24 protein-coding genes and 3 pseudogenes are annotated in these 25,873 nt (G+C 68.0%); 12 read left to right on the top strand and 15 right to left on the bottom strand.

Annotated elements, in window-relative coordinates:
- Positions 1–159: 159 nt before the first annotated feature.
- Positions 160–1,593 (bottom strand): aldehyde dehydrogenase, encoded by a 1,434-nt coding sequence (locus tag DKM19_RS38615; RefSeq protein WP_110702718.1) that lies wholly within the window; start codon positions 1,591–1,593, stop codon positions 160–162.
- Between the two features lie 552 nt (positions 1,594–2,145).
- Between DKM19_RS38615 and DKM19_RS38610 the strand changes: the two genes are divergently transcribed.
- From DKM19_RS38610 to DKM19_RS50155, 3 genes and pseudogenes are all read left to right on the top strand, one after another.
- Complete coding sequence (locus DKM19_RS38610; RefSeq protein WP_110702716.1) at positions 2,146–3,057, top strand: hypothetical protein; 912 nt, start codon at positions 2,146–2,148, stop codon at positions 3,055–3,057.
- A gap of 91 nt (positions 3,058–3,148) precedes the next feature.
- Positions 3,149–3,457, top strand: a pseudogene (locus DKM19_RS50165) (HAD family hydrolase); the annotation flags it as partial.
- 294 nt (positions 3,458–3,751) lie between these two features.
- On the top strand, positions 3,752–4,570 hold the full coding sequence (locus DKM19_RS50155; protein ID WP_305000333.1) for a LysR family transcriptional regulator: 819 nt from the start codon (positions 3,752–3,754) through the stop codon (positions 4,568–4,570).
- On the opposite strand, the gene DKM19_RS38600 is transcribed toward DKM19_RS50155, so the two are convergent.
- Positions 4,567–5,343, bottom strand: a complete 777-nt coding sequence (locus DKM19_RS38600) for an SDR family NAD(P)-dependent oxidoreductase (RefSeq protein WP_110702712.1) — start codon at positions 5,341–5,343, stop codon at positions 4,567–4,569. The genes DKM19_RS50155 and DKM19_RS38600 overlap by 4 nt on opposite strands.
- 171 nt (positions 5,344–5,514) lie before the next feature.
- Positions 5,515–5,898 (bottom strand): hypothetical protein, encoded by a 384-nt coding sequence (locus DKM19_RS38595; protein WP_204358426.1) that lies wholly within the window; start codon positions 5,896–5,898, stop codon positions 5,515–5,517.
- 617 nt (positions 5,899–6,515) lie between these two features.
- Between DKM19_RS38595 and DKM19_RS38590 the strand changes: the two genes are divergently transcribed.
- From DKM19_RS38590 to DKM19_RS38585, 3 genes and pseudogenes are all read left to right on the top strand, one after another.
- Positions 6,516–7,061: an AAA family ATPase gene (locus DKM19_RS38590; RefSeq protein ID WP_110702710.1), complete on the top strand. Its 546-nt coding sequence runs from the start codon at positions 6,516–6,518 to the stop codon at positions 7,059–7,061.
- A gap of 212 nt (positions 7,062–7,273) precedes the next feature.
- Positions 7,274–7,438: pseudogene (locus tag DKM19_RS50150) on the top strand (argininosuccinate synthase); the annotation flags it as partial.
- A 2-nt stretch (positions 7,439–7,440) separates the two neighbouring features.
- Positions 7,441–7,758 carry a hypothetical protein gene (locus tag DKM19_RS38585; RefSeq protein WP_110702708.1) on the top strand — a complete coding sequence of 106 codons (318 nt, stop codon included), beginning with the start codon at positions 7,441–7,443 and terminating at the stop codon, positions 7,756–7,758.
- 171 nt (positions 7,759–7,929) lie between these two features.
- Here the strand turns inward: DKM19_RS38585 and DKM19_RS52245 are convergent, their stop codons facing one another.
- The 6 genes and pseudogenes from DKM19_RS52245 to DKM19_RS38565 form a co-directional block, all read right to left on the bottom strand.
- Positions 7,930–8,442, bottom strand: a complete 513-nt coding sequence (locus DKM19_RS52245) for a DUF4872 domain-containing protein (RefSeq protein WP_369990679.1) — start codon at positions 8,440–8,442, stop codon at positions 7,930–7,932.
- Positions 8,443–8,499: 57 nt separating this feature from the next.
- A pseudogene (locus DKM19_RS52240) lies at positions 8,500–8,913 on the bottom strand (BtrH N-terminal domain-containing protein); the annotation flags it as partial.
- A 135-nt stretch (positions 8,914–9,048) separates the two neighbouring features.
- Positions 9,049–9,300 (bottom strand): hypothetical protein, encoded by a 252-nt coding sequence (locus DKM19_RS38575; protein WP_110702706.1) that lies wholly within the window; start codon positions 9,298–9,300, stop codon positions 9,049–9,051.
- On the bottom strand, positions 9,300–9,455 hold the full coding sequence (locus DKM19_RS50145; protein WP_162642082.1) for a hypothetical protein: 156 nt from the start codon (positions 9,453–9,455) through the stop codon (positions 9,300–9,302). The genes DKM19_RS38575 and DKM19_RS50145 overlap by 1 nt, the downstream gene beginning before the upstream one ends.
- Positions 9,452–10,141 carry a hypothetical protein gene (locus tag DKM19_RS38570; RefSeq protein ID WP_110702704.1) on the bottom strand — a complete coding sequence of 230 codons (690 nt, stop codon included), beginning with the start codon at positions 10,139–10,141 and terminating at the stop codon, positions 9,452–9,454. The genes DKM19_RS50145 and DKM19_RS38570 overlap by 4 nt, the downstream gene beginning before the upstream one ends.
- Positions 10,142–10,263: 122 nt before the next feature.
- The gene (locus DKM19_RS38565; protein ID WP_110702702.1) at positions 10,264–12,981 is read right to left on the bottom strand and encodes a LuxR C-terminal-related transcriptional regulator; all 2,718 of its coding nucleotides are present in this window, start codon (positions 12,979–12,981) and stop codon (positions 10,264–10,266) included.
- 275 nt (positions 12,982–13,256) lie between these two features.
- Here DKM19_RS38565 and DKM19_RS38560 point away from each other — a divergent pair, with 275 nt between their 5' ends.
- Positions 13,257–14,183 (top strand): hypothetical protein, encoded by a 927-nt coding sequence (locus DKM19_RS38560; RefSeq protein WP_162642081.1) that lies wholly within the window; start codon positions 13,257–13,259, stop codon positions 14,181–14,183.
- Positions 14,184–14,361: 178 nt separating this feature from the next.
- Here DKM19_RS38560 and DKM19_RS38555 read toward each other — a convergent pair whose 3' ends face one another.
- The 4 genes from DKM19_RS38555 to DKM19_RS38540 all read right to left on the bottom strand — a co-directional run bounded on the left by DKM19_RS38555 (position 14,362) and on the right by DKM19_RS38540 (position 17,996).
- Positions 14,362–14,736 (bottom strand): VOC family protein, encoded by a 375-nt coding sequence (locus tag DKM19_RS38555; RefSeq protein WP_110702698.1) that lies wholly within the window; start codon positions 14,734–14,736, stop codon positions 14,362–14,364.
- Between the two features lie 201 nt (positions 14,737–14,937).
- Positions 14,938–15,825, bottom strand: coding sequence for a LysR family transcriptional regulator (locus tag DKM19_RS38550; RefSeq protein WP_110702696.1), 888 nt, complete (start codon positions 15,823–15,825; stop codon positions 14,938–14,940).
- A 253-nt stretch (positions 15,826–16,078) separates the two neighbouring features.
- Positions 16,079–16,777 carry a response regulator transcription factor gene (locus DKM19_RS38545; protein ID WP_110702694.1) on the bottom strand — a complete coding sequence of 233 codons (699 nt, stop codon included), beginning with the start codon at positions 16,775–16,777 and terminating at the stop codon, positions 16,079–16,081.
- Positions 16,778–16,787: 10 nt separating this feature from the next.
- Entirely contained in the window at positions 16,788–17,996 is a 1,209-nt protein-coding gene (locus DKM19_RS38540) for a sensor histidine kinase (RefSeq protein WP_110702692.1), read from the bottom strand.
- 243 nt (positions 17,997–18,239) lie between these two features.
- On the opposite strand from DKM19_RS38540, the gene DKM19_RS38535 reads away from it, so the two are divergent.
- Both DKM19_RS38535 and DKM19_RS38530 read left to right on the top strand, forming a co-directional pair.
- On the top strand, positions 18,240–18,953 hold the full coding sequence (locus tag DKM19_RS38535) for an SDR family oxidoreductase (RefSeq protein WP_110702690.1): 714 nt from the start codon (positions 18,240–18,242) through the stop codon (positions 18,951–18,953).
- A gap of 200 nt (positions 18,954–19,153) precedes the next feature.
- Positions 19,154–19,639: a helix-turn-helix domain-containing protein gene (locus DKM19_RS38530; protein ID WP_110702688.1), complete on the top strand. Its 486-nt coding sequence runs from the start codon at positions 19,154–19,156 to the stop codon at positions 19,637–19,639.
- Between the two features lie 53 nt (positions 19,640–19,692).
- On the opposite strand, the gene DKM19_RS38525 is transcribed toward DKM19_RS38530, so the two are convergent.
- A complete protein-coding gene (locus DKM19_RS38525; protein ID WP_110702683.1) occupies positions 19,693–20,205 on the bottom strand; it encodes a DUF6461 domain-containing protein in 513 nt (170 codons plus the stop codon).
- Between the two features lie 206 nt (positions 20,206–20,411).
- Positions 20,412–20,957 carry a TetR/AcrR family transcriptional regulator gene (locus DKM19_RS38520; RefSeq protein WP_110702682.1) on the bottom strand — a complete coding sequence of 182 codons (546 nt, stop codon included), beginning with the start codon at positions 20,955–20,957 and terminating at the stop codon, positions 20,412–20,414.
- A gap of 120 nt (positions 20,958–21,077) precedes the next feature.
- Between DKM19_RS38520 and DKM19_RS38515 the strand changes: the two genes are divergently transcribed.
- The 3 genes from DKM19_RS38515 (at position 21,078) to DKM19_RS38505 (ending at position 25,862) form a co-directional block, all read left to right on the top strand.
- Positions 21,078–21,920: an oxidoreductase gene (locus DKM19_RS38515; RefSeq protein ID WP_204358425.1), complete on the top strand. Its 843-nt coding sequence runs from the start codon at positions 21,078–21,080 to the stop codon at positions 21,918–21,920.
- A gap of 250 nt (positions 21,921–22,170) precedes the next feature.
- Entirely contained in the window at positions 22,171–23,055 is an 885-nt protein-coding gene (locus DKM19_RS38510) for an LLM class F420-dependent oxidoreductase (protein WP_110702681.1), read from the top strand.
- Positions 23,056–23,507: 452 nt separating this feature from the next.
- Positions 23,508–25,862, top strand: a complete 2,355-nt coding sequence (locus DKM19_RS38505; protein WP_162642080.1) for a BTAD domain-containing putative transcriptional regulator — start codon at positions 23,508–23,510, stop codon at positions 25,860–25,862.
- Positions 25,863–25,873: the final 11 nt, after the last annotated feature.

The following is a 25,873-nucleotide window of genomic DNA, read 5'->3' as shown; positions in this document are numbered from 1 at the left end:
CTGGGAGAAGTCCACGGGACACGAACCATCACTTAGTGGTGGTCGTGGGACATACTTCATGTAGTCGAGCGGTTGCCCAGCGTCGCGGGGGCGTGCTGGGCCGTCCATCGGCGGGGGTGCTTGTACGGCTCGGACGAGCCGTACAAGCACTCCTCGATCTCAGCCCAGACGGGCGATCGACTTGTACTCCAGGTAGGACGAGAGTCCCTCGGGACCCAGCTCGCGGCCGAGGCCGCTGCCCTTGAACCCGCCGAAGGGCGAACTGGTCTCGATCATGAAGAGGTTGACGCCGTAGGTGCCGGCGCGCACCTGGCGGGCCACGTCCATGCCGTGCTCGGTGTCGGCGGTCCACACCGTCCCGGCCAGGCCGTAGTCGCTGTCGTTGGCGATCCTGATCGCGTCGGCCTCGTCCTCGTAGGGGATCACGGTCAGGACCGGGCCGAAGATCTCCTCGCGGGCGATGCGCATCTCGTTGGTGGCGCCGGCGAAGACGGTCGGGGCCACGTACCAGCCGCGGTCGTGGGGGCGCTCCAGGCCGCCGACGACCGGCTTGGCGCCCTCGTCGATGCCGATCCTGATGTAGTCCTCGACCCGCTGCTGCTGCCGCTTGGCGACCAGCGGGCCGATGCCGGTGGCGGGGTCGGCCGGGTCGCCGACCGGCATGGACCTGACCATCGCCGAGACCGCGTCCACGACCTCGTCGTAGCGGTTGCGCGAGGCCAGGATGCGGGTCTGGGCGACGCAGGCCTGACCGTTGTTCATCATCGAGGCGACCGACAGGAAGCCCATCGCGGAGGGCAGGTCGCAGTCGTCCAGGATGATCGCGGCGGACTTGCCGCCGAGTTCCAGGGTGCAGCGCTTGAGCTGCTCGCCGCAGATGGCGCCGATGCGGCGGCCGGCCGCGGTGGAGCCGGTGAAGGCGACCTTGTCCACGCCGGGGTGGGAGACGAGGTGCTCGCCGGCCTCGCGTCCGGCGGCGACGATGTTGACGACCCCGTCGGGGATGCCGGCCTCCTTGATCATCTCGGCCAGCAGGTAGGAGTCGAGCGGGGTCTCGGGGGCGGGCTTCACGACGACCGTGCACCCCGCCACGAGGGCGGGGGCCAGCTTGATCATGATGACGAACTGTGGGACGTTCCACGGGACCACGGCGGCGACCACGCCGACCGGCTCGCGGCGGACGACCACCGGCCCGAAGATGCCGGAGCGCTCCTCCTCGACCGCGAACGTCTTGCCGAGCTCGGCGTAGTACTGCAGCATGCCGAGCGGCTGCGGGGCCTGTGCCATCTGGGAGAAGGTGATCGGGGAGCCCATCTCCAGCGTGATGAGATCGGCCATCTCCGTCTGGCGGCTCGCGTAGATCTCGGCGAGCCTGCCGACGACGGCGGCGCGCTCGGCCATCGTCATCCGGGGCCACGGGCCGTGGTCGAACGCCTGGCGGGCGGCGGCCACCGCGCGGTCCATGTCGGCGGGGGTCCCGTCGGGGACGCGGCCGACGACCTCCTCGGTGTGCGGTGAGATGACGTCGATGGTCCCGGTGCCCGCGGGAGCCACCCAGTCGCCCCCGATGAACAGCGTGTCGTGCTGGCGCATGATGTATTGCCTCCTGGTGGGCGGGCCAGAGTCAAACTTGAGCGAATGCTTGCTTGGACAAGTGTCATCCGCAGGGAAGGGCGCCACAAGCCCCACCGTTGCTTGAGACCGAATCATGTTCTGTCACCGATGGCAAGGGTTGCCCGGAACGCAGGTCGCGGGCTGTCGCCTACCGCGAGGATTGCTCGGAACGCCGGTCGCCGGGCTGTCGTTCCGGGTGGAGGCTGCTCGAAACGCCTGCCGCCGGGCCGCCGCTTATGGCAAGGATTGCCCAGAACTCCGACCGCTGAGCTGTCACTTATGGCAAGAGCCGCCGGAAGGCCGGCCGCCGGGCACTCAAAGGCTCTGGTGCTCGGGTGTTCAGAGGGGCCGGTGTGCAAAGATTGCCTCTGGTTGCCACAGTGACATGCCAGGCGGTATCTATTTAAATCACCTTAAAGTGGTAGATAGTTCGTCAATAGTGCATGAGTTCCCCCGTTCCGGTGGCGAGCCCCAAGATCGTCTTCTATAGTTTCGCTCCGTTCGTGGGAGGGCTCTGGAGGTGAGCGAAACGTGAGATCGAGTCGCTCAGCCACGCTGGGTGCCGTGCTCGCCCTGCTGCTTCTGACCCCGGTCATGGCCGGGGCCACCGCGCAGCGCGCCGCCAAACCCAACCCCGAGGCCGAGCTCAAGAAGCTGACCAGCGAGGCCGCCCAGCTCAACAAGGACTACCGGGGCCAGGTGCAGAGCCTCGAGGAGACCCGGGTCCAGGCCGGTAAGGCCACCGCCAGCGCCAAGAGCCTCAAGAGGGCACTGATGAGCGCCGAGGCCGACATCGCGCGCTTCGCCCAGACCACCTACATGGGCGGCGTGCTGGACGACGGCAACCTGATGAGCTTCGACGGCGACGCCAACCTCGTCCTCGGCCAGGCCGCCACCATGTCCTACCTCGCCAGCCAGCGCGCCACCCAGCTCAACCGGATCAAGGAACTGATCAAAGACGCCAAGGCCGCCGAGAAGGCCGCCGACTCCAAGATCGCCAAGCTCAAGAAAGACATCGTCGATCTCAAGAGCCAGCGGGTCAAAATCGAGGGCCTCCTGGCCAAGTACGGTTTCCAGACCCCCTCGGGCAGCGACGGCCTGACCCCTCGCACGGTCACCATGCGCAACACGGTGCTCCAGAACTTCCCGATGCCGTACGGCTACGGCTGCCTGCGCCCGGGCGACCCCGGAGACCACGGCACCGGCCGGGCCTGCGACTTCATGATGAGCAGCGGCGGCCGCATCCCGACCGAGGAGGCCATGGAGCGCGGTAACCGCCTCGCCCAGTGGGCCATCACCAACGGCAACCGCTTCGGGGTCATGTACATCATCTGGCAGCAGAAGTACTACGACGTCCGCACCGGCGCCGGTTGGAGGCTGATGTCCAACCGGGGTGGCAACACCGCCAACCACCTGGACCACGTCCACATCTCGATGTTCTGAGCTGCCAGTCCTTGCTATCGGTTTCTGACCGCGTGGAGGAATCCTCGCGCCACGCAAGTCCGGAGTGGCGATCTGATCAGGGCGGGTTGTCGTGCAACGGCTCGCGCTCTTCGACCTGGACAACACCCTCATCAACCTGGACGAGGCTTTCCAGGCGTGGGCCGGGGAATTCGCCGACCAGTATGGCCTGGGGTGCGAGGCGGTCGATTGGCTGATTGCTTGGGACCGGGCCGGCTACCCCCATCGTGAGGTCTTCTTCGGCAGAGTTCGTGATCACTTCACCCTGCCCGATCCCGTCGAAGAGCTGTGGAGCCGGTACCGCGGGCGGATGCCGCACCTCGTCCGCTGCCGGCCCGAGGTGATGGACGGGCTTTCACGGCTACGCACGTCGGGTTGGAAGGTGGCGATCGTCACCAACGGGACGGCGGACAACCAGCTCGGCAAGATCCAGCGGACAGGACGGAACGGAATCACGGTAGACGTCCGTGGACGATCTCGGCCTTACCGCGGATCAGATGGTCAGGGGGTTCGAGTCCTCGGCCGCGCCGGCCAGAAGGGCCGTCACAGGGGAACACCTGAGACGGCCCTTTCGTTCTGTCCGGACAACCTTCGGATCCGGCTAACACGCTTGCGGGGTCGCCGAGCAGGTCAGGGATGGTGGTGCCCGGTTGTTACCCTGAGGGGCGTGGACCGGATGGAGACGCGCGAGGTGGAGTGCTTCGTCGCTGTCGCGGAGGAACTGCACTTCGGGCGGGCGGCCGAGCGGCTCGGCATCGCACAACCGCCGCTGTCGCGGACCATCGGCCGGCTCGAACGCCGGCTCGGCGTCCGGCTGTTCGAGCGGACCAGCCGCCGCGTCGATCTGACCGACGCCGGCGGCGTCTTCCTGGCCGAGTGCCGCCGGGTGCTCGACGCGATGGACACGGCCGTACGGCGGACCCGGCGCACCGCCCAGCAGCAGCGGCTGGTCGTCACCACCAGGCCCGGAACCGGTCCCGGACTGCTCGCCGAGGTGGTGCGGGCCTACGAGCGGCTGCCCGGCGCGGTGCCGGTCGAGGTGATCTTCACCCACGACCAGCTCGGCGTGCTGCGCAGCGGCGCCGCGGACGTGGGGCTGATGTGCGGGCGCGATGACCTCGGGGGAATGATGAGCGTCGATGTGGCCGAGGAGTCCGCGGTGGTGCTGCTGCCGCCCGATCACCGCCTGGCCGGGCGATCCGCGGTGGCGCTCGCCGAGCTGACCCGGGAGGACGCCTACCGTGATTCCGTCCCGCCGTACCCGCTCGACCAGATCGTCGACCTGGTCTCCTTCGGCCGGTTGATCGTGGTCGTCGGGGCGAGTGTCACCAACCGGATCGGCGACAGCGTCGTGGCGGTGCCCGTTTCTGACGTCCCGGCGACCCGGCTGATGCTGGCGTGGCCGGACGGCGGCCAGAACACGGCGCGGCCGCTGTTCGTCCGGACCGCGAAGGCGGTCGCGGCGGGCCGCGCCACGCTGGACCGTGCCTCCTAGACGAGTCCGAATCCGAGCTGGGTCGCGCCTCCGTCGGAGGCCAGTTCGATGCCCGTGATGTAGCTGCTGGCCGGTGAGGCGAGGAAGAGCGCGGCCGCGGCCTGCTCCTCGGGCAGGGAGAAGCGGCGGAGCGGGATCGGCGCCACGTGATCCGCCCGCCACTGTTCCCGCGCCGCCGCGTCCAGACCGGACGCGGCGAGGGCGGTGTCCACCGCGGGCGTGTCCGTGGAGCCGGGGGCCAGCGCGTTGACCCGGATACCGCGATCGCTCAGCTCGTTGGCCCAGGAACGGGCGAAGGACCGGACCGCGGCTTTGGACGCGGAGTAGACGCTCAGCCCCTTCTGACCGCTGGTGGAGGCCATCGACGTGACCAGCACGATGGACGCGCCGTCGTTGAGCAACGGGAGCGCCTTCTGCACCGTGTACACCGTGCCCTTCACGTTGATGCCGAGGATCTTGTCCATGTGTTCGTCGGTGACGTCCGCCAAACCGACGAACTCGCCGAACCCGACGTTGGCCACCACGGCGTCGATCCGGTGGCCGTCCTCGGACACCTTGGCGTACAGCCGGTCCACGTCCTCGGGGTCGGTGACATCGCTTCGCACGCCGACCGCGCCGTGGCCGATCTTGGCGACCGCGGCGTCCAGTTCCCACTGTCTGCGGCCGGTGATGTAGACGAATGCGCCCTCCTCGGCGAACCGTTGTGCCGTGGCGAGTCCGATTCCCGCGCTGCCGCCGGTGACGACCGCGACCCTGCCGGCGAGCTGTCCCATGTGAACTCCTGCTGTTTGACCCGTTGCGAACACTTCGAGTTCACCACCGGGATCATGGGAGACCAATGATGACCCGGGTATCAGGCGATGCGTCCCAGGTATCGATGACCTGCTGTTTCGTTCAGGAGTGAGTTCGAAGACCTCTGAAACGAACGGTAAAGCGGGTGTCTTTTAAATCGGCCGGACGGGTCTGAAGGGGATTCCGTGAGAGGGTGGATGACCGTTCATCCCGTCGCTCAGATCATCCTCGGTGAGGTTGAGGGTGAAGGCGCCGCCCGCCTGCGATGGATCCCAGCCGCGGTCAAGGGCTCTCCGTATGGTCGCCGCCACGAGAGCCGGTCGTACGGTCATCGTTCGCTCCCTGAGCCAGGCGTCCGGCCGGGAGCGGGGGAGCTCCACCAGGAGAACCCGCCCCGGCCCCTCGGTCGGCTCCACCGCATAGGTCAGCGGACCCCAACTGTTTCCCTGGCAATACGTGGGCTTGTGGCGGATCCGCCAGCGATAGGCGGTGCCGTCGACGCCGATCAGCCTTGAGCCCTTCTTGGGGATCGCCACGGAACCGACCTCCCGCCTTGTTTCGTCCCTGCTCCGCAAGAGCACCGAAAACAGCGACAGGTGATGCGAGGTGCTCGCCAGCGTGGCCATCGCTCAGTCTTATGATCGAGCGGTTTTCGCACGGCCGGACCCGGCGGTGGCGGCCCTTCAGACCGGGAAGCACAGGGTACGTCCAGGGCACATGGGCACGAGAAGCAGCACGAAACAATGAGAACCGGCGAAAGCCAAAAGTCCAGCTCAGAACGCCTTTTAAAAGACACCGCAGGTCAGTCGTCATGACGGATCGGATCTCGATGTTCCGAGCTGTGGGGCTCCTGACCTGGCGGTGGTCTCGTTGGGACCACGGGCCGGCCGCGATCCCGTGATCGACTTCCCCGGTTCGGAGGGATGTCGGGCGGACTCCCAGGTGCACCGCTACCGAACTGAGGTCGTCTCTAGACCGCTTACCGTCGGCAGGTGTTCGCCTGCCGTGACCGGCTTATCGCCCACGCCACCGAGCACACCGGCGCCTTCGCCGACCCGGTCGGCGCCGAGGCCTCCGTGTCACCGCCTGGCGCCGGCGACCGGATGACCTACGCTGCCGAGGTCAGCCGCAGACCCACGAAGGACACCGCGCAATGACCCCAACGTTCCCGCAGGCCGTCATCCTCATCACCGGGATCCAAGCGGCAGGAAAGTCGACCATCGCGCAACTGCTGGCCGAACGTCTGCCTCGCTCGGTGCATGTCCGTGGCGACCTGTTCCGGCGCATGGTGGTCAATGGCCGGGCGGACATGACCCCCGATCCGTCCGAAGAAGCGGTACGGCAACTGCGTCTGCGCCACCGGCTGACAGCGGTGACCTGCGACGAATATTTCCGGGAAGGGTTCACGGTGATCGCCCAAGACGTCATCCTCGGCGAACACCTCTCCGAGATGGTCGAGCTCATCCGGCAGCGGCCGCTGCTCGTCGTGGTGCTCGCCCCGCAGCCTGAGGTCATCGCCGCCCGTGAAGCAGCCCGGGGCAAGAACGCCTACGACCGGTGGACCATCGACCTGCTCAATGACGGCCTCCGGAACGAGACTCCCCGTCTCGGGCTCTGGCTCGACACCTCCGACCAGACCCCGGACGACACCGTCAACGAGATCCTCACACACGCATGGGACAAGGCCAAGATCCAGTGATCAAGCACCCATTCGGACACTCCTGATATCCGACGGTGCCGTTGGCCTCCGCCATCGAGATCGCCGACCTCATCGACCGCTGAGGGCCGGCCGGCGGTACGGCGCGGCGAAACAGGCACTCGACTTGTCTTTTAACCTCTGATCTTCGCATTCTCCCTGGCCGGCGCTGATGGTGATCTATCGCGCACAGCCGGGGACCGGCGGTGGGATTCGGCATGATCGGCACCCCGCATCCGGCCTTGATCGGTGCCGCCAGGACGACTAGCCTGATCGCCGTGCTGCCGGAAGGCGGGGCCGAGGCGATCGCGTCACGCGGGAAGAGCCCCGGCCATGAGGAGCTGCTCGACCACGCCGCCATGGAGTTTGGGGCCGACTGACGATGAGCGCGGAAGAAGATTTCAAGCAGGTCGGCGCCGAGCTGGCCGACCTGGGTGTACGGGTCTCCAGGATGATGGGGAGTCCCGCGCTGAAAGATCAGGCGGGGAAGGTGTTCGCGAGCCTGCAGCGTGACGGCGCCATGGTGTTCCGGCTGGTCAGAGACACTCCCGAACACACGGTCGCGCTCCAGTTGGCCGGGGCGTCCCTGTTCGACCCCTCGGGGCAGGGCAGGGTGATCAAGGACTGGGTGGTCGTGCCCCACTCCTCGGCCGAGAAATGGACGGATCTGGCCGAGGCCGCCCTCAGCCGCCCACGCTGATCGGTGGGCCACGTCGCGATTGGTGCGCCTGAAAAGCGGAAGGCCGGCGGTTCGACCCCGCCCCTGACCACATCGCCTGAACCGCTGAAACGCCCTGTGCAAACTATGCACGGGGCGTCCTTGTTCGTATTCGACGACAACGTGCCGAGAGCGGAACGGTTTCCCTTTGAGCTACAACTGACGCAGTACCTGCATGGCGTCCTTCTCGATGCGCGAAAGATCGTGGAGGATGACGCCGGCCTGCCTGAGGTACCCCGCGTCGCCGCTCTCTCCAGCCTTCGTGATCAAGGTGGACACGTCCGTCCACAGGACGGCGGCCTCGGCGTACAGCCTGTGACCGGCGCGGAGGTTGCCGTCGTCGATCAGCCCGGTGCACTCGTCGAGGAAGTCGCGATAGAGAGCGCGAAACAGGGCACCGCCGGTGCCGCCCTTCTCCATGAGGAGAGCGGCCTGCGGCAGGTCCTGCTGCGGCTCGCCGGTGCGTAGCAGCCAGTTGGGCACCTGTTTGCCGGCTTTCTCGATGCCGCGGTGGCCCAGGTTCGCGATGGGAGCGGCGAGGAAGGCGTCGGCGCAGTTTTTGATGGCGGGGATGATCTGGTCCTGCCAGGAAGGAGGGTGAGCCGGCAGGGTGATGGTGAAGGATCGGTTCCTGGCGGTCATCGGGCCGCGTTCGGCGCGCGCCATGGCGAGGCTGGTCCGGCTGGTGCGCACCGCTCCTCCCTGCTGGTCGGTGTCCACAAGGTAGGCGTCGTGCTCGTCGTAGCCGTACATGGCGACGACATGGCCGCCGAAGTGCACTTTGGAGCGGAAATAGTCCAGGTGGTAGCAGTCGAGCTGAAGGCCGATCGGCCGACCGGCGTCGATGCGGGCGGCCACGTTCTCCCACGCCTTGCGCGGTGAGGTGGTCTCCTCGGCCGTTAACGTCAGTCCCAGCCTGGCGGCCAGGTTCCTGGTGAGTTCGAAAGGCCTGACGCGGCCTCCGAGAAAGGGGAATGCCATGCTCTTGCTGTCTCAATAGATGAAGGACAGGCCCGAACCCAGCCCGAACAGCATGGGCTCGGGCAGATCAAGTCCCTCATGCCGCAACAGCACCCCCAGCGCCGTCGTCTCGCAGTGGTGCGTGCCGCGGGCCTCGATGTCCTTCACGATGGTCATGCGTCGTTCTCCTCAGGCTGACGCGGCGAACGGCCACACCGTCCCCATGCTTGATACCTTCATGATCAACCACTGGGAGTAGCATGGGGCCTCCCGCAGTGGGAGAGTCCAGCCGATACCGGACTCACCCTCGTCCTATGTCTGCTCTTGTTCCGTCGCCGTTCCGATGACCGCCACGGATATCAGGGTGACGCCCAGGTCGCGGACCTTCATGAGCAACCCGTACAGCTGCGCTTGGTCCGAGACGAGACCACTGAGGCTGGTCGTGCCGTCGCTTTCGTGGATCAGGGTGAGGTCGTCGAACCAGGCCGACCAATGGTGGTCGAGGTGCCCGCCGACCCGAAGCCGGTAGCAAGCCGGCGGCTGTTCTCCGGGTGACCGGGCCATCAGGGCGCCACCTGCGTCCTCGCCCTGCTGGTCCGACGGCGGATGACGTGCTCGGCGACGGCGAGGTTGATGGCCCAGCCCGTGCCCGTGCCCGTGCCCAGGTCCAGATCCAGATCCAGATCGACGGTGAGTTCGCTGGTACCGAGGACGGTCACCGGGTGCCTGCCGGGTCGAGCCGCGAGCTGACCGGGCCAGGCATGGGCCGAGCGGCCGGGGTGCGCTGCTCGCGCCATAACGAATAGCCGAGGCCGATCAGGGCGACGCCGGTGGGCAGGGCGAACAGCCTCTCGTTGATCTGCGGCAGCAGGGGGATCGCGATGGTGGCGAGGGTGCCACCGGCGAGCAGTGCCGCGGCCCACCGGGCGAGGATGCCGGCGCGGAAGAGCGCGATGCCGAAGATGAGGCCGCCGGCCAGATAGGTGATGCCGGAGAGCAGGTTGAGGGGCTCCATCAGGCCGATGTCGCCGGTCGCGTGGCCGCCGGCGGCCACGGCGAGGACGTCGTCGACGTAGCCGGGCGCACTGTGAACGAGCGATGGGAGGACGACCGTGGCAACGACTCCGATGCTCATGATGATGAGATAGCCGACGCCGAACAGGACGTACCCGAGCAGGCCGAGCACCCCGGTCTGCTTCACCTGGCGCAGATACATCCCGGTGATGCCGGCGAGCGACAGGGCGGCCATGAGAACCTTCGCGCTCTGACGGACCGTCGATTCGGTCGTGGTGACGAAGGCGACGTCCAGGTGGGGGTGGTTGATCTGGACGCCGATGAACAGCAGCCCTGCGGCGACGGCGCACAGACCGGCCGCTCGGGTGAGGGTGGTCGGGGCGATGGTCACGTCCGGCTCCTTTTCGGGTTCCGCGGCGGGCGCCGCAGGTTGACCCAAAGGTAGGGACGGGGGTGGTGACCCGGCGTCACCCAACGATGTGACCGACGGGGTGAGATCTCCGGCCGAGCCGGCTACATCAGCCCGCGTTCCCGGGCGCGGAGCACCGCGGCCCGCCGGCTGGTGACGTCGAGCTTGGTGAAGATGTGCTTGGTGTGGGTACGCAGCGTGTTGTGCGAGACGAAGAGCTCGCGGGCGATCTGCGGCCCGGTCAGCGCGCTGTCGAGCAGCCTGAGCACCTGCAGTTCCCGGTCGCTCAACGACTCCGCCGACGGCGCCGGGCGCCGCCCCGAGCCGGGGGCCTCAGCTTCGGCGGGCGCGCCGAGACCGAGGCGGAGCAAGCGCCGCGCGTGGCCGCCGGCGCCGCCGTGGTGGGTGGCGTCGCGCAGCAACCCCGCCATCGGGACACCCTCGTCCAGGAAGAGCCGGACGTACTCGTCTGGTTCCGGCGCCTGCGCCCAGGCTCGGGCGAGGGACTCCAGAGCCTGCGGCCGATGTCCCCGCGCGTCGTGTGCCAGGGCCTGCAGCATGCGGATCTCAAGGAGGTTTCCGGCGCGACCCGAGGTCTCGGCGGCTTCGTGTAGCCGGTCCAGCAGACGGGCTGCCTGGTCGAGCGCGCCGATGCCGGGGTGTGCCCGGTACTGCGCGATGAGCAGACGCACCAAGGTGAGGTGGTCGAACTCGCGCAGATAGTCGGCATCGTCCGTGGTGGACACGCCTCGTTCACGGGCCCAGTCAACGGCCTGCGAAAGGTTGCCCCGGCTGATCCAGATCCGGGCCCTCATCGCCGCAACGGGACGCACGTCCGGGAAGAAGCCCGGCCGGTAGAGCTCCTCCGCCTTGTCCAGGAGGGTGATGGCCTCCTGGAGGTCGCCATCCGCATCGGCGACTCGACCCATGGCCACGAACCACCGGTAGCGGCTCTCGGTCATCGGCGCACGCTCCCCGAGGGCTGCGGCCGCCTCAAGGTGTCGCCTGGCGGCGTCGAGGTCTCCGGCTTCGCGGTCGATCTCGCTGATCCCCACGTGCAGGTCGGCGGTTGCCCGCGCCACGGGCTGTCCGTGCGTCTCGGCGACCCGCAGTGCCCGCTGGTACAGCCGGCGTGCCGTGCCGGGTCGACCCGCCGCGAGCCACATGTCAGCGAGCACGACCGTGCCGCTCAGCTCGTCGACGAGGGCGCCGGCCGTGTGCAGGCTTGCCACAGCCTGCGTGAACGTCTCCAGCGCGCTCGACACGTCCCCCCGCGCCCACGCGGCGAGGCCGAGAAACCCGGCCGCACCGCCTCGCGCGAGATGGTCGGTGGGGCCGGCCAGGTCGAGTGCGTGCCGAGCGTGTTCCGCCGTACCCGCCACATCGCCCCGTGCCTGCGCGAGCGAGGCGCGGTGGACGGCGATGGTCGCCGGCAACGTGCTGAGCTCCTCGGTTTCGGCCCACCGCGGAGCCGACCCGTCCGGTACGGCGGCCAGCGCGCGTTCCGCGTCGTCGAGCCGGGGCGCGACCGCGTCGAGGTCACCGAAGACCATGAGCATGTATCCGTAGAAGACACTGAGCACCGGGCTGCGCCGGACGGCGTCGTCGGGGAGTGCCTTCAGCCAGCCGAGCAGCATTGTCTCCTGCCGGTCGCGCCGGATCGCCGGAACAGACAGCTCCATGAGGTAGGTCGCGCGGTCGAAGTCCCGTGCGGCGAGTGCGTGCCTGACCGCCTCCTCCGCCAGGTCGTGGCGCTCGTACCACTGGCTGGCGCGCCGGTGCAGCGGCGGAACCAGATCCGGCTGCTCGGCGAGCACGCGCGCCCGCAGCACGTCGGCGAAGAGGTGGTGGTAGCGGTACCATTCCCGCCGGTCGTCCAGGGCCACGAGGAAGAGGTTGGCGCGCTCAAGGGCCATGAGCATGCGGCTCCCGTCGTCGCGGTCGGTGACGGCGTCGCACAGCGGTCCCGTGAGCCGGTCGAGAACCGCTGAGCGCAACAGGAAATCGCGCACCGGCTCGGTCTGGTGCCGCAGCACCTCCTCGACGAGGTAGTCGACGATGTACCGGTCGTTCCCGGCGAACCGTGAGATGAAGCCGCTGACGTCGTCGCGCCCCTGGATGGAGAGTGCGGCGAGCTGCAACGCGGCGATCCACCCCTCCGTCCGTTCTTCCAGGGCCGCGACGTCCTCCGAGGCGAGGTCCAGCCCCGCCACCTCGTTGAGATACGTGGCCGCCTCGTCGGAGGTGAAGCGCAGGTCCGCGGCACGGACCTCGGCCAGCTCTCCGCGCACCCGCCACCGAGACAGCGGCAGGTCGGGGTCGGCGCGCGTGCTGAGCACGACGTGGACGTGGGGCGGAAGGTGCTCCAGGAAGAAGACCACGCCGGCGCTGACATCGTGGTTGTCGACCAGGTGGTAGTCGTCGAGCACCAGCCAGATCTCACCCGGCGCCGCGGCGAGCTCGTTCAGCAGTGTGGCGAGCAGATGTTCGGCCGGCAGGGGGGAGGAGGCGGCGAGCTCCAGCGCACTCGGGCTCACGCCGGGCACCGCCGTGTGGAGCGCCGTCACCACACACGTCCAGAACGACGCGGGATCGCCGTCCTCCAGATCGAGCGAGAGCCACGCCACGGAATGGTCTTCCCCGGCCCTCTCATCCAGCCACTCGGCGAGAAGCGTCGTCTTGCCGAACCCGGCCGGGGCGGACACCAGCGTCAGCCTCGACTCGGCTCCTCGACGGAGACGCTCACGGAGCCGGGGACGCGCCACCAGGCCGGGTCGCAGCTTTGGGACGTACAGCTTGGTCGCGATCACCGGGCGTGCCATGGCATCCCCATTCCAAGGCGCACAACCGTGTCCGAGGGGTGCGCCGCACCCAACGCTAGTACACACGCAACCGGCTCTTCGCTGTGGCCGCCGGCCGGTTTTCGAACCGCTCGGTCAGCCGCACCCGCCGGGAGGATGGGCGGGCGCCCCGCGCCACTCGTCGAAGTGGCCGCTCTGCCGCTCGTGATCAAGAGCACTGTCACGCCCACCGACGTGATCACACGCTAGATTCACTCATCCACACTTGATCTTCACTCACCCCCTGGATGTACGGCATGCACCCCATCATCATGGCCTTGGCCCTCGTCACCGCCACTCCCGCCACCGCCCACGCCCGAACCGCCGAACCCGACCCCGTGGCGGGCGTGCGTTCGCTGCTCGCCCGCGGCGCCGGCGCGACGACCGAGTTCTATGGGAGCGCCTCCACGGATCTGACGCGACGGGTGCAACTGAGCAACGGCAGGAACACCATCATCGGGAGCGGCACGAAATTGAGCGGCACCGGCAAGATCAAGCTGGGGCGGGCCGGCGTGATCGCCTCGGAACACACCCGGAAGCTGAGCATCGACAACAAGCATTTGGTGGTGGACGAGGCGGTCAAGGATCCCTACTTCGCCGACCTGCTCCGCACGGTGGGGACGCTGCGCACGGTCAGCGTGGGCGGCTGGCAGTACCAGCTCGCGCCAGGGGCGAAGACCTGGGTGCGCACCGGCCGGGCGAGTGGCGGCGCCGCCGCGTACGGCGACCAGTTCATCAACATCCTGGAGCCGGCCACGCTGCGCAAGCTGCTGTCCACCAAGCCCCGCAAGACCGTCAACCCATGGGTCAAGGACAACACCACCGGACGCAGGCAGCAGATCTACACCCTGACCGGGACGATCACGCTCAAGGAGCTCTATCGCGTCTCGCCCAGCTTCCGTGAGGCCGCGGGAACCTCGGCCCTCGGCACGTCCGAGGTGACCTGGACGTACATGTACGACGACCGCGGATGGCCGTACCGGATCTTCTGGGGCTTCGACACGAACCAGCGGCCCGGGGTCCGAGGGCTCGGAGACGACCGGATGCCGGAGGCGCGGCTGGCCACGCAGTACCGGAACTGGGACAGGCCGATGACGATCAAAGCGCCCGCGGCGACGCCTGGCCGGGGGCTTGCGGTGGACGAACTCGCCGACGTCCTGAGCGCCCCCGAGCGCCGCGAGTGAGGAACACATTTTGGGTTGTTGGCCCTCTCCTCGCAGGTCAGAGCGGTACCAATCGGTGAGCTGATCGGATCGCCCGCCGTCCTGCGGCTTACACCGTCTCCGCCTGGTCGCCCATCGGGACGTTCCTCAACCTGCTCGGCCCGGCCCGGCCCGGCGCGCGGGTGGAGAGGAGGGTGGATCAGGCGCCGCCGGGCGCGACCCATTCGGTCAGCTCGACGACGATGCCGTTGGGGTCGGTGAGACGCATCAGCCACTCACCCCACGGGTTGCGCCACAACTGCCTGGTGACGGGTGCGTCCTCCGCGTGCAGGCGCGCGGATTCCCCGGCCAGATCGGTGACCGCGAACGCCACCACCGGCTGGGCGATCCGCTCTCTCGGCAGTTCGAGGTCGCGCTGGTGCAGCAGGATGTCCGCGGCCGCGTCGTCGCGGCTCAGCCAGGTGAAATCCGGGGTGTCGAGCACCTCGCGGAAACCCAGATAAGTGGTGAAGAAACGGCGGGAGCCTGCCAGATCGTCAACGGTGAAGACGACCGTTGAGGCGACTATGTTCATGATTCTGCCCGTGTTTGGTTGTTTGCCAATTTTTCCCTCAGATGAGGTGATTCGTCCTAGATCAAGATTGTCGGTACGGCCTGGCCGGAGCAACGCCGGATCTTGCAACGCTGCGTTAACCGCAGACTTCACGCCTGGGATGGGAGGACACGCTGGAGATCCGCGACATCGAGATCTTTCCGACGCCGGCCGTGGACGATCTCAGTCGGGCAGCGGTCCCAGGTCGTGGACGACGCGGGCGAAGCCGCGGATCATGTCGTTCTCCGCGGCGCTGTTCCACACCAGCCCGTACCGCAGCGCATCCATGTCCTTGACAGGCAGGTAGGCGATGTCGGGGCGGGGATAGTACCGGGTCATGTGGACCGGGAAGAGGGCGACGGTCTCTCCCAGGACCGTGCTCATGAAGATGTCCTCGATGCTGTTCACGTTGGCGGTGCGGTCGATCACGCGGCCCTTGGGGGTGAGCTCCGGGACGTACTGGTCGTACCAGTAGTCGGGCGCAGACTCGAGGGCGGGGTGCTGGAAGTCGCTGATCGCCTCCAGGGAGACCGAGGACCATCGGGTGAGCTCATGGTCGCCGGCCACACCCAGCACCCTCGGCTCGGTGAAAAGCAGTGGACCCACGGTGAGGTCGGGCTCCTCGATCGGCAGCCAGGTGACCAGGATGTCGGCCTCCCCGTTGCGTAGCTGGGCGAACGGATCATGGTAGGCCGACATCCGCAGGCGCAGCTCCCACTGCGGGTGCCGGGCGCGGAAGGTATCCCAGTAGCGGCGCATCTCCTGGATGTTGGCCGGGAACAGGCTCACCCGGAGCGTGCCCATCTTGCCGTGTGCGGCCAGCCGTGCCCGCTCCAAGGTCTGCGCCAGGCCCTGGTGCAGCGGGCGCAGATCGTCCCGCAACTGTTCACCCAGTCGCGTGAGCCGGACGCTGCGGCTGTTCCTCGCGAAAAGCTCGGCACCGATGGCCCGTTCCTGCTTCTTGATCGCCTGACTGACCCGGGCCACGGAGACGTGCAGCCGCTCGGCGGTGCGGCCGAAGTGCAGTTCCTCGGCCAAGGTCAGGAAAATCTCGATGTCCCGTAGCTCCACAGGTCCCATCTCGCCTATCTGCGCCATGTACGGAGGGAAGTTTGGCATATCAGGTCGAAAGGGAAGCGGATGAGTAGCCGGACCTCCCTTGCGGCCGCCCCTGGTCTGCGCAGAGTCCTCATCGGCCGGGATCAGGCGTTGGTCACCCTGGTGCGGACCGGTCCTCGCGGGCCCGTACGCTTCCGCGCGATCACGGCGGAGCGCTGTCGTTTCTCACCGGCATTTCGACCTCTGGGGCCGGCGAGCCTGGTGATCATTGCGGCGACGGGTTGACGAGCCCGCCTTCGTAGGCGGCGATGACGAGCTGGGCCCGATCACGGGCGTGCAGTTTGGCCAGGAGCCGGCTGATGTGGGTCTTGACCGTGCCGACGGTGAGGTGAAAGTGCTCGGCGATCTCGGAGTTGGACATTCCCCTGCCGATGAGGGTGAGCACCTCGCGCTCGCGCTGGGTGATGCCGTCGAGGTCTCGCGTGGCCGGAGCGGGGCGAGGGTTTCGCAGGAAGTCGGCGATGAGCCGACGGGTGACGGTGGGCGCGAGCAGCGATTCGCCGGCGGCGACGACCCGGATGGCGGCCAGCAGATCGGTCGCCGTGGCGTGCTTGATGAGGAATCCGCTGGCACCGGCCCGTAGCGACGCGTAGACGTATTCGTCCTGATCGAACGTGGTGAGGATCAGCACTCGCACGCCGGGGCCGGCCGGGTCGGAGCAGATCCGCCTGGTCGCCTCGATGCCGTCCATGTCCGGCATTCGCACGTCCATGAGGACGACGTCCGGTCGCAGCTGACGGGCCAGGAGTACGGCTTCGGCGCCGGTGCCCGCCTCGCCCACGGTGGCCAGCCCCGGTGTGGTGTCGATGAGGACCTTGAGACTGTCGCGTACCAGGACCTGGTCCTCGGCGAGCAGCACCCGGATGGGCGGGGGCGGATTGTGCGGTGCGGTGTCGGTGCTCATGTCACGGCGCTCATGTCACGGCGCCGTCCGGGTCGTAGGGCAGTCGAGCCGCCACGCGAAAGCCTCCTTCTGGCCGGGATTCTGCGCTGAACGTGCCTCCGTACATCTTGGCCCGTTCGCGCATGCCGATCAGGCCGTGTCCGCCGTGTCCGCCGTGGCCCGGTCGCGGTGGCCGGCCGTGGCGGGGGCCGTCGTCGATGACCTCGATCACGGCTGCCCGCCCGTCGATGTCCACGGTGACCGAGCAGCGGGTGGGCCCCGCGTGGGTGATGATGTTGGTCAGGGCCTGTTGCACGATCCGGTACACCGACACCGCGACCGCGGGAGGTAGCGCGGCCTCCTCGCGGACGGTCAGGTCCACCTCGATCCCGGCCGAGCGGGCGTCGGCGGCCAGTTCGGGCAGGTCCGCCATGCCGGGAGCAGGCAGAGGGGCCTCCTGCAGATCGCCGTCCGACCGCAGGAGGCCGAGCACCCGGTGGATCTCGGCGAGCGTGCTTCGGCTGGTCTGCTCGATGACGGCCAGCGCGGCGCGCGCCTCCTGCGGGCGGGCGTCGGCGACGTGGTTGGCCACGGTGGCCTTGACGGCGATCAGGCTCATGCTGTGGCCGATCACATCATGGAGTTCCCGGGCTATGCGCCTGCGCTCGTCGGTCACCGCGGCCTCGGCGAGGTGACGAACGAGGCGAGCGGTCGTGTCCCGCTTCCAGCGCACGACCGTCCCGACGGCCCATCCGGCGGTCAGCAGCACAGAGATCACACCGATCTCGACCGGCCAGTGCGGCGGCAGCTCGCTGGGCGCGGCCGCGGGGGTGAGGCCGGGGAGCACCTGGGCGTAGAAGATCAGGACCACGGTCACCGCGGCGAACGCGCACACCGCCAAGCCCGCCACCGACCATCCGACCGAGGTGGTGGAGGCGACCAGGTACAGCACGAGCACGGTCGGCACGAACGACAGCCAGATCGTGCTCGGCGCGATGGCACCGGCCACGGTCGCCAGCACGCCCGCGGCACACGCCAGGCCGAGCATGGCCCGTGGCCAGCGCCGCCGGGCCGCGACCGGAAAACTCACGACCGCCGCCACCGGCCACGCCGACCACGGTGGCCACGACGACGACGGCCCCGGCGGGTCGACGATGGCGTATCCGACGAACAGCGCCAGGACGACCGCCACCGCCGCGTCGGCAACGCCTCTTCCACCGAGCCGCCGAGCCCACTCCATGACGAGAAGTTATCTCCTCATCGGATCACTTGGCATCTGCCCACGGTCGGACACCCGTATCCGCCCGGGGTCGTACCACCGGCTCGTGCATGCCGACCAAGAGGTGACCCGAGCCGGACGTGCCCCCACCGCACACGCGGGTCTGCCGACCGGCACCCATGCCAGGCGACCCCTTGGGTTGCGTATTCCTATCCAGGTGGGCTAAGTTCTGGATAGGTATCCAGGATTCAGAGGGAGACACGCATGGACATCCAGAACGCTGTCGCAGTGGTGACGGGGGCAAATCGCGGTTTTGGGCGGCAGTTGGCCGCCGAACTGCTCAAGCGCGGGGCCAAGAAGGTCTATGCCGGCGCTCGGCGTCCGGATTCGGTCGACCTTGCGGGGGTCGTGCCGCTTCAGCTGGACATCACGGATCCCGCTTCCGTGGCGCAGGCGGCGAAAGTCGCGTCGGACGCCACACTGCTGATCAACAACGCCGGCATCAGCACGCACGTGGGGCTGATCGACGGCGACATGGCGGACATCAGGCTCGAGATGGAGACGCACTTCTTCGGATCTCTTGACGTCGCCCGCGCCTTCGCTCCCGTCCTCACCGCCAACGGGGGCGGGGCGATTCTCAATGTCCTGTCCGTCCTGTCCTGGGTGCACTATCCGTCGTATGGCGGCTACAGCGCGGCCAAGGCCGCCGAGCTGGCGATGACCAATGTGATCCGGCAGGAGCTGGCCCCCGCCGGTATCGACGTCACGGCTCTCCACGTCGGTTACATGGACACGGACATGGCCGACTACGTCGACAGCTCGGACAAGGTCGACCCCGCCTGGGTGGCGGGCCTGGCCTTGGACGGTGTTCAGGCGCGCGCCCTCGAAGTGGTCGCCGACGACAAGAGCATCAATGCCAAGGCTGCGCTCTCCGGTGGGCTGGACCAGCTCTATCCCGGTCTGCCCGTAGCCCGGTAACCATCGGGCGAGACGGCGGTGGGCAGGCGTCTCACCTTTGTCCAGCCGAGCTTGTACGGGTGGTCCCAGCCGGACTTGACGAATGTGAGCGCCGCCCGCGCTGCGAAGGATCGCCGTTGCGAACCCGCCCTGATCTGCGCTACTGCGCTGATCAAGCAGCACTGAGTAGGAATGAGCGACTCAGGAGTTAGACTGGCGCCATGGGTACCGTCAATGTCAAGCACAAGGCAGAAGAGGTGTGCTCGATCGCGCGCACGCTCGACATCGTGGGCGACAAGTGGACCTTTCTCATTTTGCGAGAAGCCTTCTTGGGGAAGGTGACCCGGTTCGCGGACTTCCGCGACCGGCTCGGGATCGCCCCGGACATGCTCAGTAATCGCCTGAACATTCTCGTAGACGCAGATGTCATGGAGAAACAGCCTTATCGCGAGCCGGGCGCCCGAACCCGGTACAGCTACCACCTGACTCCGGCAGGCGAGCAGCTGCTCCTGGTGCTTGCCGCGCTGCAGCAGTGGGGTGACGAGAACAGGCCTCCGGCCTCGGGACCAAGCGCTCTCAGGCGTTCGGTGGACCAGGGGCGACCGGTGCGCGTGGCATTCGTCGACGACACCGATACCGTCATCCCCGCCGACGGCGTGGTGTTCAGTCTCACCGACCCCGCTCCGGTTCTGGACCCACGCCCCTGAAGGCGGACCCTCCCTCCGCGCTCACGACGCCCGCCACATGAGGCCGACAAGACTCAATATTCAAGGACGCCGTGGGCGGCCGCGATGTGACTGGAAGTGTTCGGCCGTACCCCGGTGATGCGCTGGGCCAGTTGCAGCGCCGCGGCAAGCCCGCCCTCCGAGTTGCCCTGGACCAGGCCGAGCTCGATCCGGTCGGCGAGGTAGTCCTGCGGGGCGTCGTCCCCGTCGTAGGGGATCAGCGGGTCGAAAGACAGGATCTTGCGGCCGTCCGCGTAGTGGTCGAAGGACGCGACCCTGTTCACGTTGACAAAGAGGCTTGCCGTGACGGTTCCTGCCGACAAGGGCCGCAGCACCTCGTCCAGCGTGCCGGCGAAGCCGTTCCACTCGCTCAGAATGGTGCCGCCCTCGGCCGGATGGGCGCAGATGAGACCCTCCTCGATCTCGTCTTCCTCGTCATCTCCGTCGAACACCTCGATGCCGAGGCGGGCCAGCGCCTCGTGCGGGGTGAGGCCGCGGACGTGTGTCGCGCAGAACGCATCGTCATCAAGCCAGCTGTAGACGCTCACGGGAACCCTGCTCTCTCGGGGGGCTAGATCACGGGAATCCTGGCATACGGGTCCGACGGAAATCGCGTGCGACCTTGAGAGGCGACATCGGTGCACCCCGGTGGTCCGCGGGCTTTCCACCGGTTGCGGACAGAATGTGCCGGCCCAGGGCGCCGGATCCGGGCAACCCCATGGTGGATCGTGATCCTTCCTGGGGCCCGGCGGGGTTATCGCCGTCCGACGCCGTTGAGCAGCGTGTCGACGATGAGATCGGCGGCCTGCGGGGGATTGAGCAGGGGGAACTGGTGAGCGGCGGTGTCGACGAGGTGACTCAGCATGGCGCGGGCCCAGTCGACGGGCACGTCGGCGCGTAACAGGCCTTCGTCGGCCGCTCGCTGGACGAACCTGTCGAGCCGGGCGCTCTGTTCTTCTCGGCGGGCATTCGCGGCCGGATCCGCACGCATCATCCGGCGCACATCCACCGGCCACTCCCGGCTGACCGGGATTATGTCCTCCACGTATCGGTGCAGCGCCACCGCCACCTGGGCCTCGACGAGCCGGGCGGTGTCCAGCACCCGCTCGGAGGAGTCGAGTTTCGCCTGGAAGATGGCCGCGAGCAGAGCCTCCTTGGTGGGGAAGCGCCGGTAGACGGTACGCCGGTCGACTCCGGCCTCGGCGGCGATCGCGGCGATGCTGGTCGACGGATCCTCGGCCAGCAGGCGGGCGCCCGTACGCAGGACCGCGTCGAGGTTGCGGACGGCATCAGCTCTCATGATCTCGCCAGTCTACTCAGGTGTGACACCTGGCCGCTTGACATACACAAAGATGCGGCACAAAATCCTCTTAGTGTCACATCGATGTGACAGATACTTCGTAAGGCATCTGAAGGAGACATGGTGATCAGGACTTGGCTCATCACGGGAAGTTCGCGCGGCTTCGGACGCGAGCTCGCGGTAGCCGCACTTGAGCGCGGGAATCGGGTGGTCGCCACCGCCCGCCGGCCGGAACAGCTCGACGACCTCGTGCGGAAGTACGGCGACCGCGTGCGCACGTTCGCCCTCGACGTCACCGACGCCGACGCCGCACGCGCCGCCGTACGGCTGGCCGTCGACGAGTTCGGCGGGCTCGACGTGGTGGTGAACAACGCCGGCTACGCCAACTCCTCCCCGATCGAGGAGACGCCGGACGAGGACTTCCGCGCACAGGTCGAGGCCAATTTCTTCGGCGTCGTCAACGTCACGAAGGCCGCCCTGCCGGTGCTGCGCGCACAACGTTCGGGACACATCCTGCAGTTCTCCTCCATCGGCGGGCGCGTGGGCGGATCTCCCGGCCTGGCCGCCTACCAGTCCGCGAAGTTCGCGGTCGAAGGCTTCTCGGAGGTGCTCAACAACGAGGTGAAGCCGCTGGGCGTCAAGGTCGTCATCATCGAGCCCGGCGCGTTCCGCACCGACTGGGCCGGCTCGTCCATGAGCATTCCGGCCGTGGGGCCGGACTACGAGGAGACCGTCGGCGCCATGAACCGGCGGCGTGCGGGCTATGACCGGACGGCGCCGGGCGATCCCGCGCGAGCGGCGCGCGTCATTCTCGACGCCGTGGACCTCGACGAGCCGCCGCTGCGTCTGCTGCTCGGGTCGGACGCGGTGAACCTGGCGGAGAGGTCGTCCCGTGCCCACGCCGCCGAGGCCGAGCGGTGGGCGGAGGTGAGCCGCTCCACGGACTTCCCGCCCGGTGAGTGACCTTCCATACGACTGTCGGACCGTAGACCGGGAAGGGCTGTGCCGTGCGTCGACCTGTACGGCTGTCGGGCGGCGGACAGGGGCGTTGCCCGTAAAGGGCTGTGCCGTGCGTCGACCGTGAGATAATCACTCCTACGGCGCCCTCTCGGCCTCGGGTCCAGCAACCCAGGCGAGAGGGTTTTTTCATGCCCGAAACCGCGATGGCGCGTCATCCCGCGGCGGGTGTGCCAACCCGATCAAGGAGTGCTCGATGAAACTCGGCCTGACCTGCCCCCGCTTCACCTGGCTCGGTGGCGACACCGCCATCGCCGGGCGGTTCGCGGACGTCGCCCGCGGCGCCGACGGAGCGGGGCTGCACAGCCTGTGGGTGATGGACCATTTCTTCCAGATCCCCAACTTCGGCGCCGTGGAGGATCCGATGCTGGAGGCGTACGGCGCGCTGTCCTATGCCGCCGCCCTCACCAGCCGGGTCACGCTGGGCGCCCTCGTCACCGGAGCCGTCTACCGCGAGCCCGGGCTGCTGGTGAAGCAGGTCAGCACCCTGGACGCGCTCTCCGGGGGCCGCGCCGTCCTCGGCATCGGCGCGGGCTGGTACGAGCCGGAGGCCCGAGGTCTGGGCCTCCGCTTCCCCTCCCTGGCCGAGCGGTTCGAGCGACTGGAGGAGACGCTCCAGATCGCCAAGCAGATGTGGAGCGACGAGGACAAGCCGTACGAGGGCAGGTACTACAGACTGGAACGTACGCTCAACGCGCCGCAGGCGAGCCCGCCGATCCTGATCGGCGGCAGCGGGGAGAAGAAGACCCTCCGTCTCGTCGCCGAGTACGCCGACGCCTGCAACTTCCTGTACGGCGCCGACGTGCCGCACAAACTCGGGGTGCTGCGCGCCCACTGCGAACGACTGGGACGGCCCTACGAGGAGATCGAGAAGACCCTCCACATGCGCATCCCCGACGGCCAGAGCGTCGGGGAGAGCGTCCAGCGCTGCGGAGACCTGGCCGCCCTGGGCATCGACCACGTCATCACCGCCGTCCCGGACGCCGCGGCCGACTCCTCGCTCGCGCACCTGGCCGCGCTCGTCGCGCAGATCTCCGCCATCACCCCGGCCGGACGCCGAACAGGTGGCCCCAACCTTTGATTTCACATGTGTCGCCTGGTCGAAACGGCCTGACCCGGTGCCGCCGGTCGTCATTCGCACCATTGGAAAGGGCTTTCCGGCGGTAAAGCACGCTCATTTCCTCTGCCCCGGCATGAACCGGGCCCGCGAGGGAATGCGGGCTCGCATTTTTGAGCACTGTGAATTTTTTCATGCGGCGGCCCGGTGTAGGTAATTTTCTCGGTACGTGCGTTCTGAAAATTTTATTTCATTTAGCACGGTCCAAAGAGCGAACAGTCTTCCCTGGCGTTCGCCGGAACCGTCGCCGGAATGTGAGTGATTTGGGCATGCGGCTCACGTAATCTTTTTCTTCCCTTTAGGTGAGTACCGTTCGAAGGCGGAAACCCACGATCATGGGTCGCTAGGCAAAACAGGATTTATGCGCATTTGTACGGTTCATGTTGGTGAATGGTGTGCGCTAAAGAGTGATGCCGATGGATTTCAAGATTCTGGGACCGATCGAGGTGCGGGCGGCCAATGGGCGGCCGATCGCACTTGGACGGCGCAAACAGCGGGTGTTGCTCGCCGCTCTGCTGCTCAATGCCGGCAAGGCGATACCCACCCAGCGGATGCTCGACTGGCTGTGGGAAGAACAGGCTCCTCCCAACGCCGAGTCGAATCTCTACACCTATATCTCCGCGCTGCGACGGGTTCTCGGCGCCCCTTCCCGGATCGAGGCGGGCTCCAACGGATACGTACTCCGGGTAGCCCCGGGTGAAATCGACGTTAAATTGTTCGAAGAACTCGCCGCACAAGGACGTCGAATGTTATCCGAAGGGCGAAATGACGTCGCGCTCGAACGGTGCACCCGGGCCGTGGGCCTCTGGCGCGCCGAGGCGGTTCTGGAGGGACTGTCCCTTCCCGAGCCGTTGCGAGGCGAGGCGGCGCGGTTGGAGCGATTGAGGGCGACCGTCGTGGACACCTCGCTGGAGGCCCGGCTGGCACTGGGCCAGCACGGCGAGGTGCTTCCCGATCTGGAGGCGTTGACCCGCGGAGATCCGCTGAACGAACGGCTCCGGGCGCAGTTCATGCTCGCCCTGTACCGCTCCGGCCGCCGGGCCGACGCGCTCGCGGTGTACCAGGGCGCGCGGGAGATGCTCGCCGCGGAGCTGGGCGTCGATCCCGGCCCGGACCTGATCCGCGTGCATCAGCAGATCCTCGTCGACGATCCCGCGCTGGCGGCGCCGTCGCCGTCGATCACCGTCCGCAGGTTCTTCGCCCCGGCCGAGCTTCCGGTCGACTCGGCCGCCTTCACCGGGCGTGCCGCGGAGGTCTCCCGGTTGCGGACGGCGCTGGCCTCCGCGGGCTCGGGCCCGATCGTCATCTCCGCGGTCGCCGGAGCGGCCGGGATCGGCAAGTCGGCCTTCGCCGTACACGTCGCCCACCAGGTCGCGGACCGGTTTCCCGACGGGCAGCTCTACGTGAACCTGCACGGCTCCACCCCCAACGTCGAGCCGCTGAAACCGGCCGAGGTCCTCGCCCGCCTGTTACGTTCCCTCGGCGACGACGCGGCCGCGCCGGCCGAGGTGGACGAGCTGGCCGCGCGATTCCGTTCGCTGACCGACGGCAGACGCCTGCTGCTCCTGTTCGACAACGCCCGGGACGCCGCGCAGGTGCGGCCGTTGCTGCCCGCCAGTCCCACGTGCTGCGTGCTGATCACCGCCCGGAGGATGCTGACCTCGCTGGACGCCGTCGCGCATCTCCGCCTCGACGTCATGGCGGAGGACGAGGCGATCACCCTGCTGAGCCGCCTGGTCGGCGACGAACGCGTCGCCGCCGATCCGCGGGCGGCGCGCGCGATCGTACGGCTCTGCGGGGGACTGCCGCTGGCGATCAGGATCGCCGCCGCCCGGCTGGTCGCCCGGTCGGGCCTGTCGCTGCGGGCCCTCGCCGACCGTCTCGCCGTCGAGGATCACCGACTGTCCGAGCTGCAGGCCGACGACCGGGCGGTCCGGGCCTGCTTCATGATGAGCTACCGCGGCCTGGAATCCGAGCACTCCCGAATGTTCCGGCTGCTGAGCCTGCTCGGCGGATCCGACATCAGCGTCGCGGTCGCCGCGGCGCTGGCCGACCGCTCCGAGGAGCAGACCGCGGATCTCCTGGATCACCTCGCCGACGTTCAGCTTCTCGAGGTCGGCGACGCAGACCGCTATCGCATGCACGACCTGCTCTGCCTGTTCGCCCGTGAACGGACCCGGCAGGAGGAGACCGAGGAGGAGCAGACGAAGGCCATACGGCGGGTGCTTCACAGTTATCTCGTCATCACCGGCGCCATCGGCAACGTGTACAACCTGCGGACCAGGCGGAACGCCAAGTTCGGCCGTCCGGCGCTCGGCCGCTTCGGCCCGTCGCCGGACGACTTCACGGCCGATCATCACACGGGGCCGCTCGACGAGGCGACTCGCTCCCACGCCGAGACCACCGCCGTCCTGCGGGGGATCAGGAATCCGGTGAAGGCCGCCCTGGACCTGGGCTATCTGGCGGAGATGCACCGTCTCGCCGGCCGGCCCGACATGGCGACCCTCTGCTATCACGAGGCGCTGGAGGCCGATCTCGCGGGCGGCGCCGTCGGGACCTACCGCACGGCGGAGCACTGGTGGGGATTGGGGCGGGCATACCAGGACCTGGGGGACGAGGCGCGGGCCCGCGAATGCCGGCATACGAGCGCGACCATCTTTCAGGCCCTCCACCTGATCAACGGCGATGAGAGACGAGAGATCGAAATCGGCGCGGGATCCGACACGCTGGAAACCATCCTCAGATACACCCGCCATGGTCGTGGGATCTGACGGGCGAATCC

The organism is Streptosporangium sp. 'caverna' (assembly GCF_003203775.1).
GTDB classification, from domain to species: domain Bacteria; phylum Actinomycetota; class Actinomycetes; order Streptosporangiales; family Streptosporangiaceae; genus Streptosporangium; species Streptosporangium subroseum.
The sequence above is the reverse complement of the archived record's forward strand: the minus strand, read 5'-3'. Positions and strand labels throughout refer to the sequence as shown.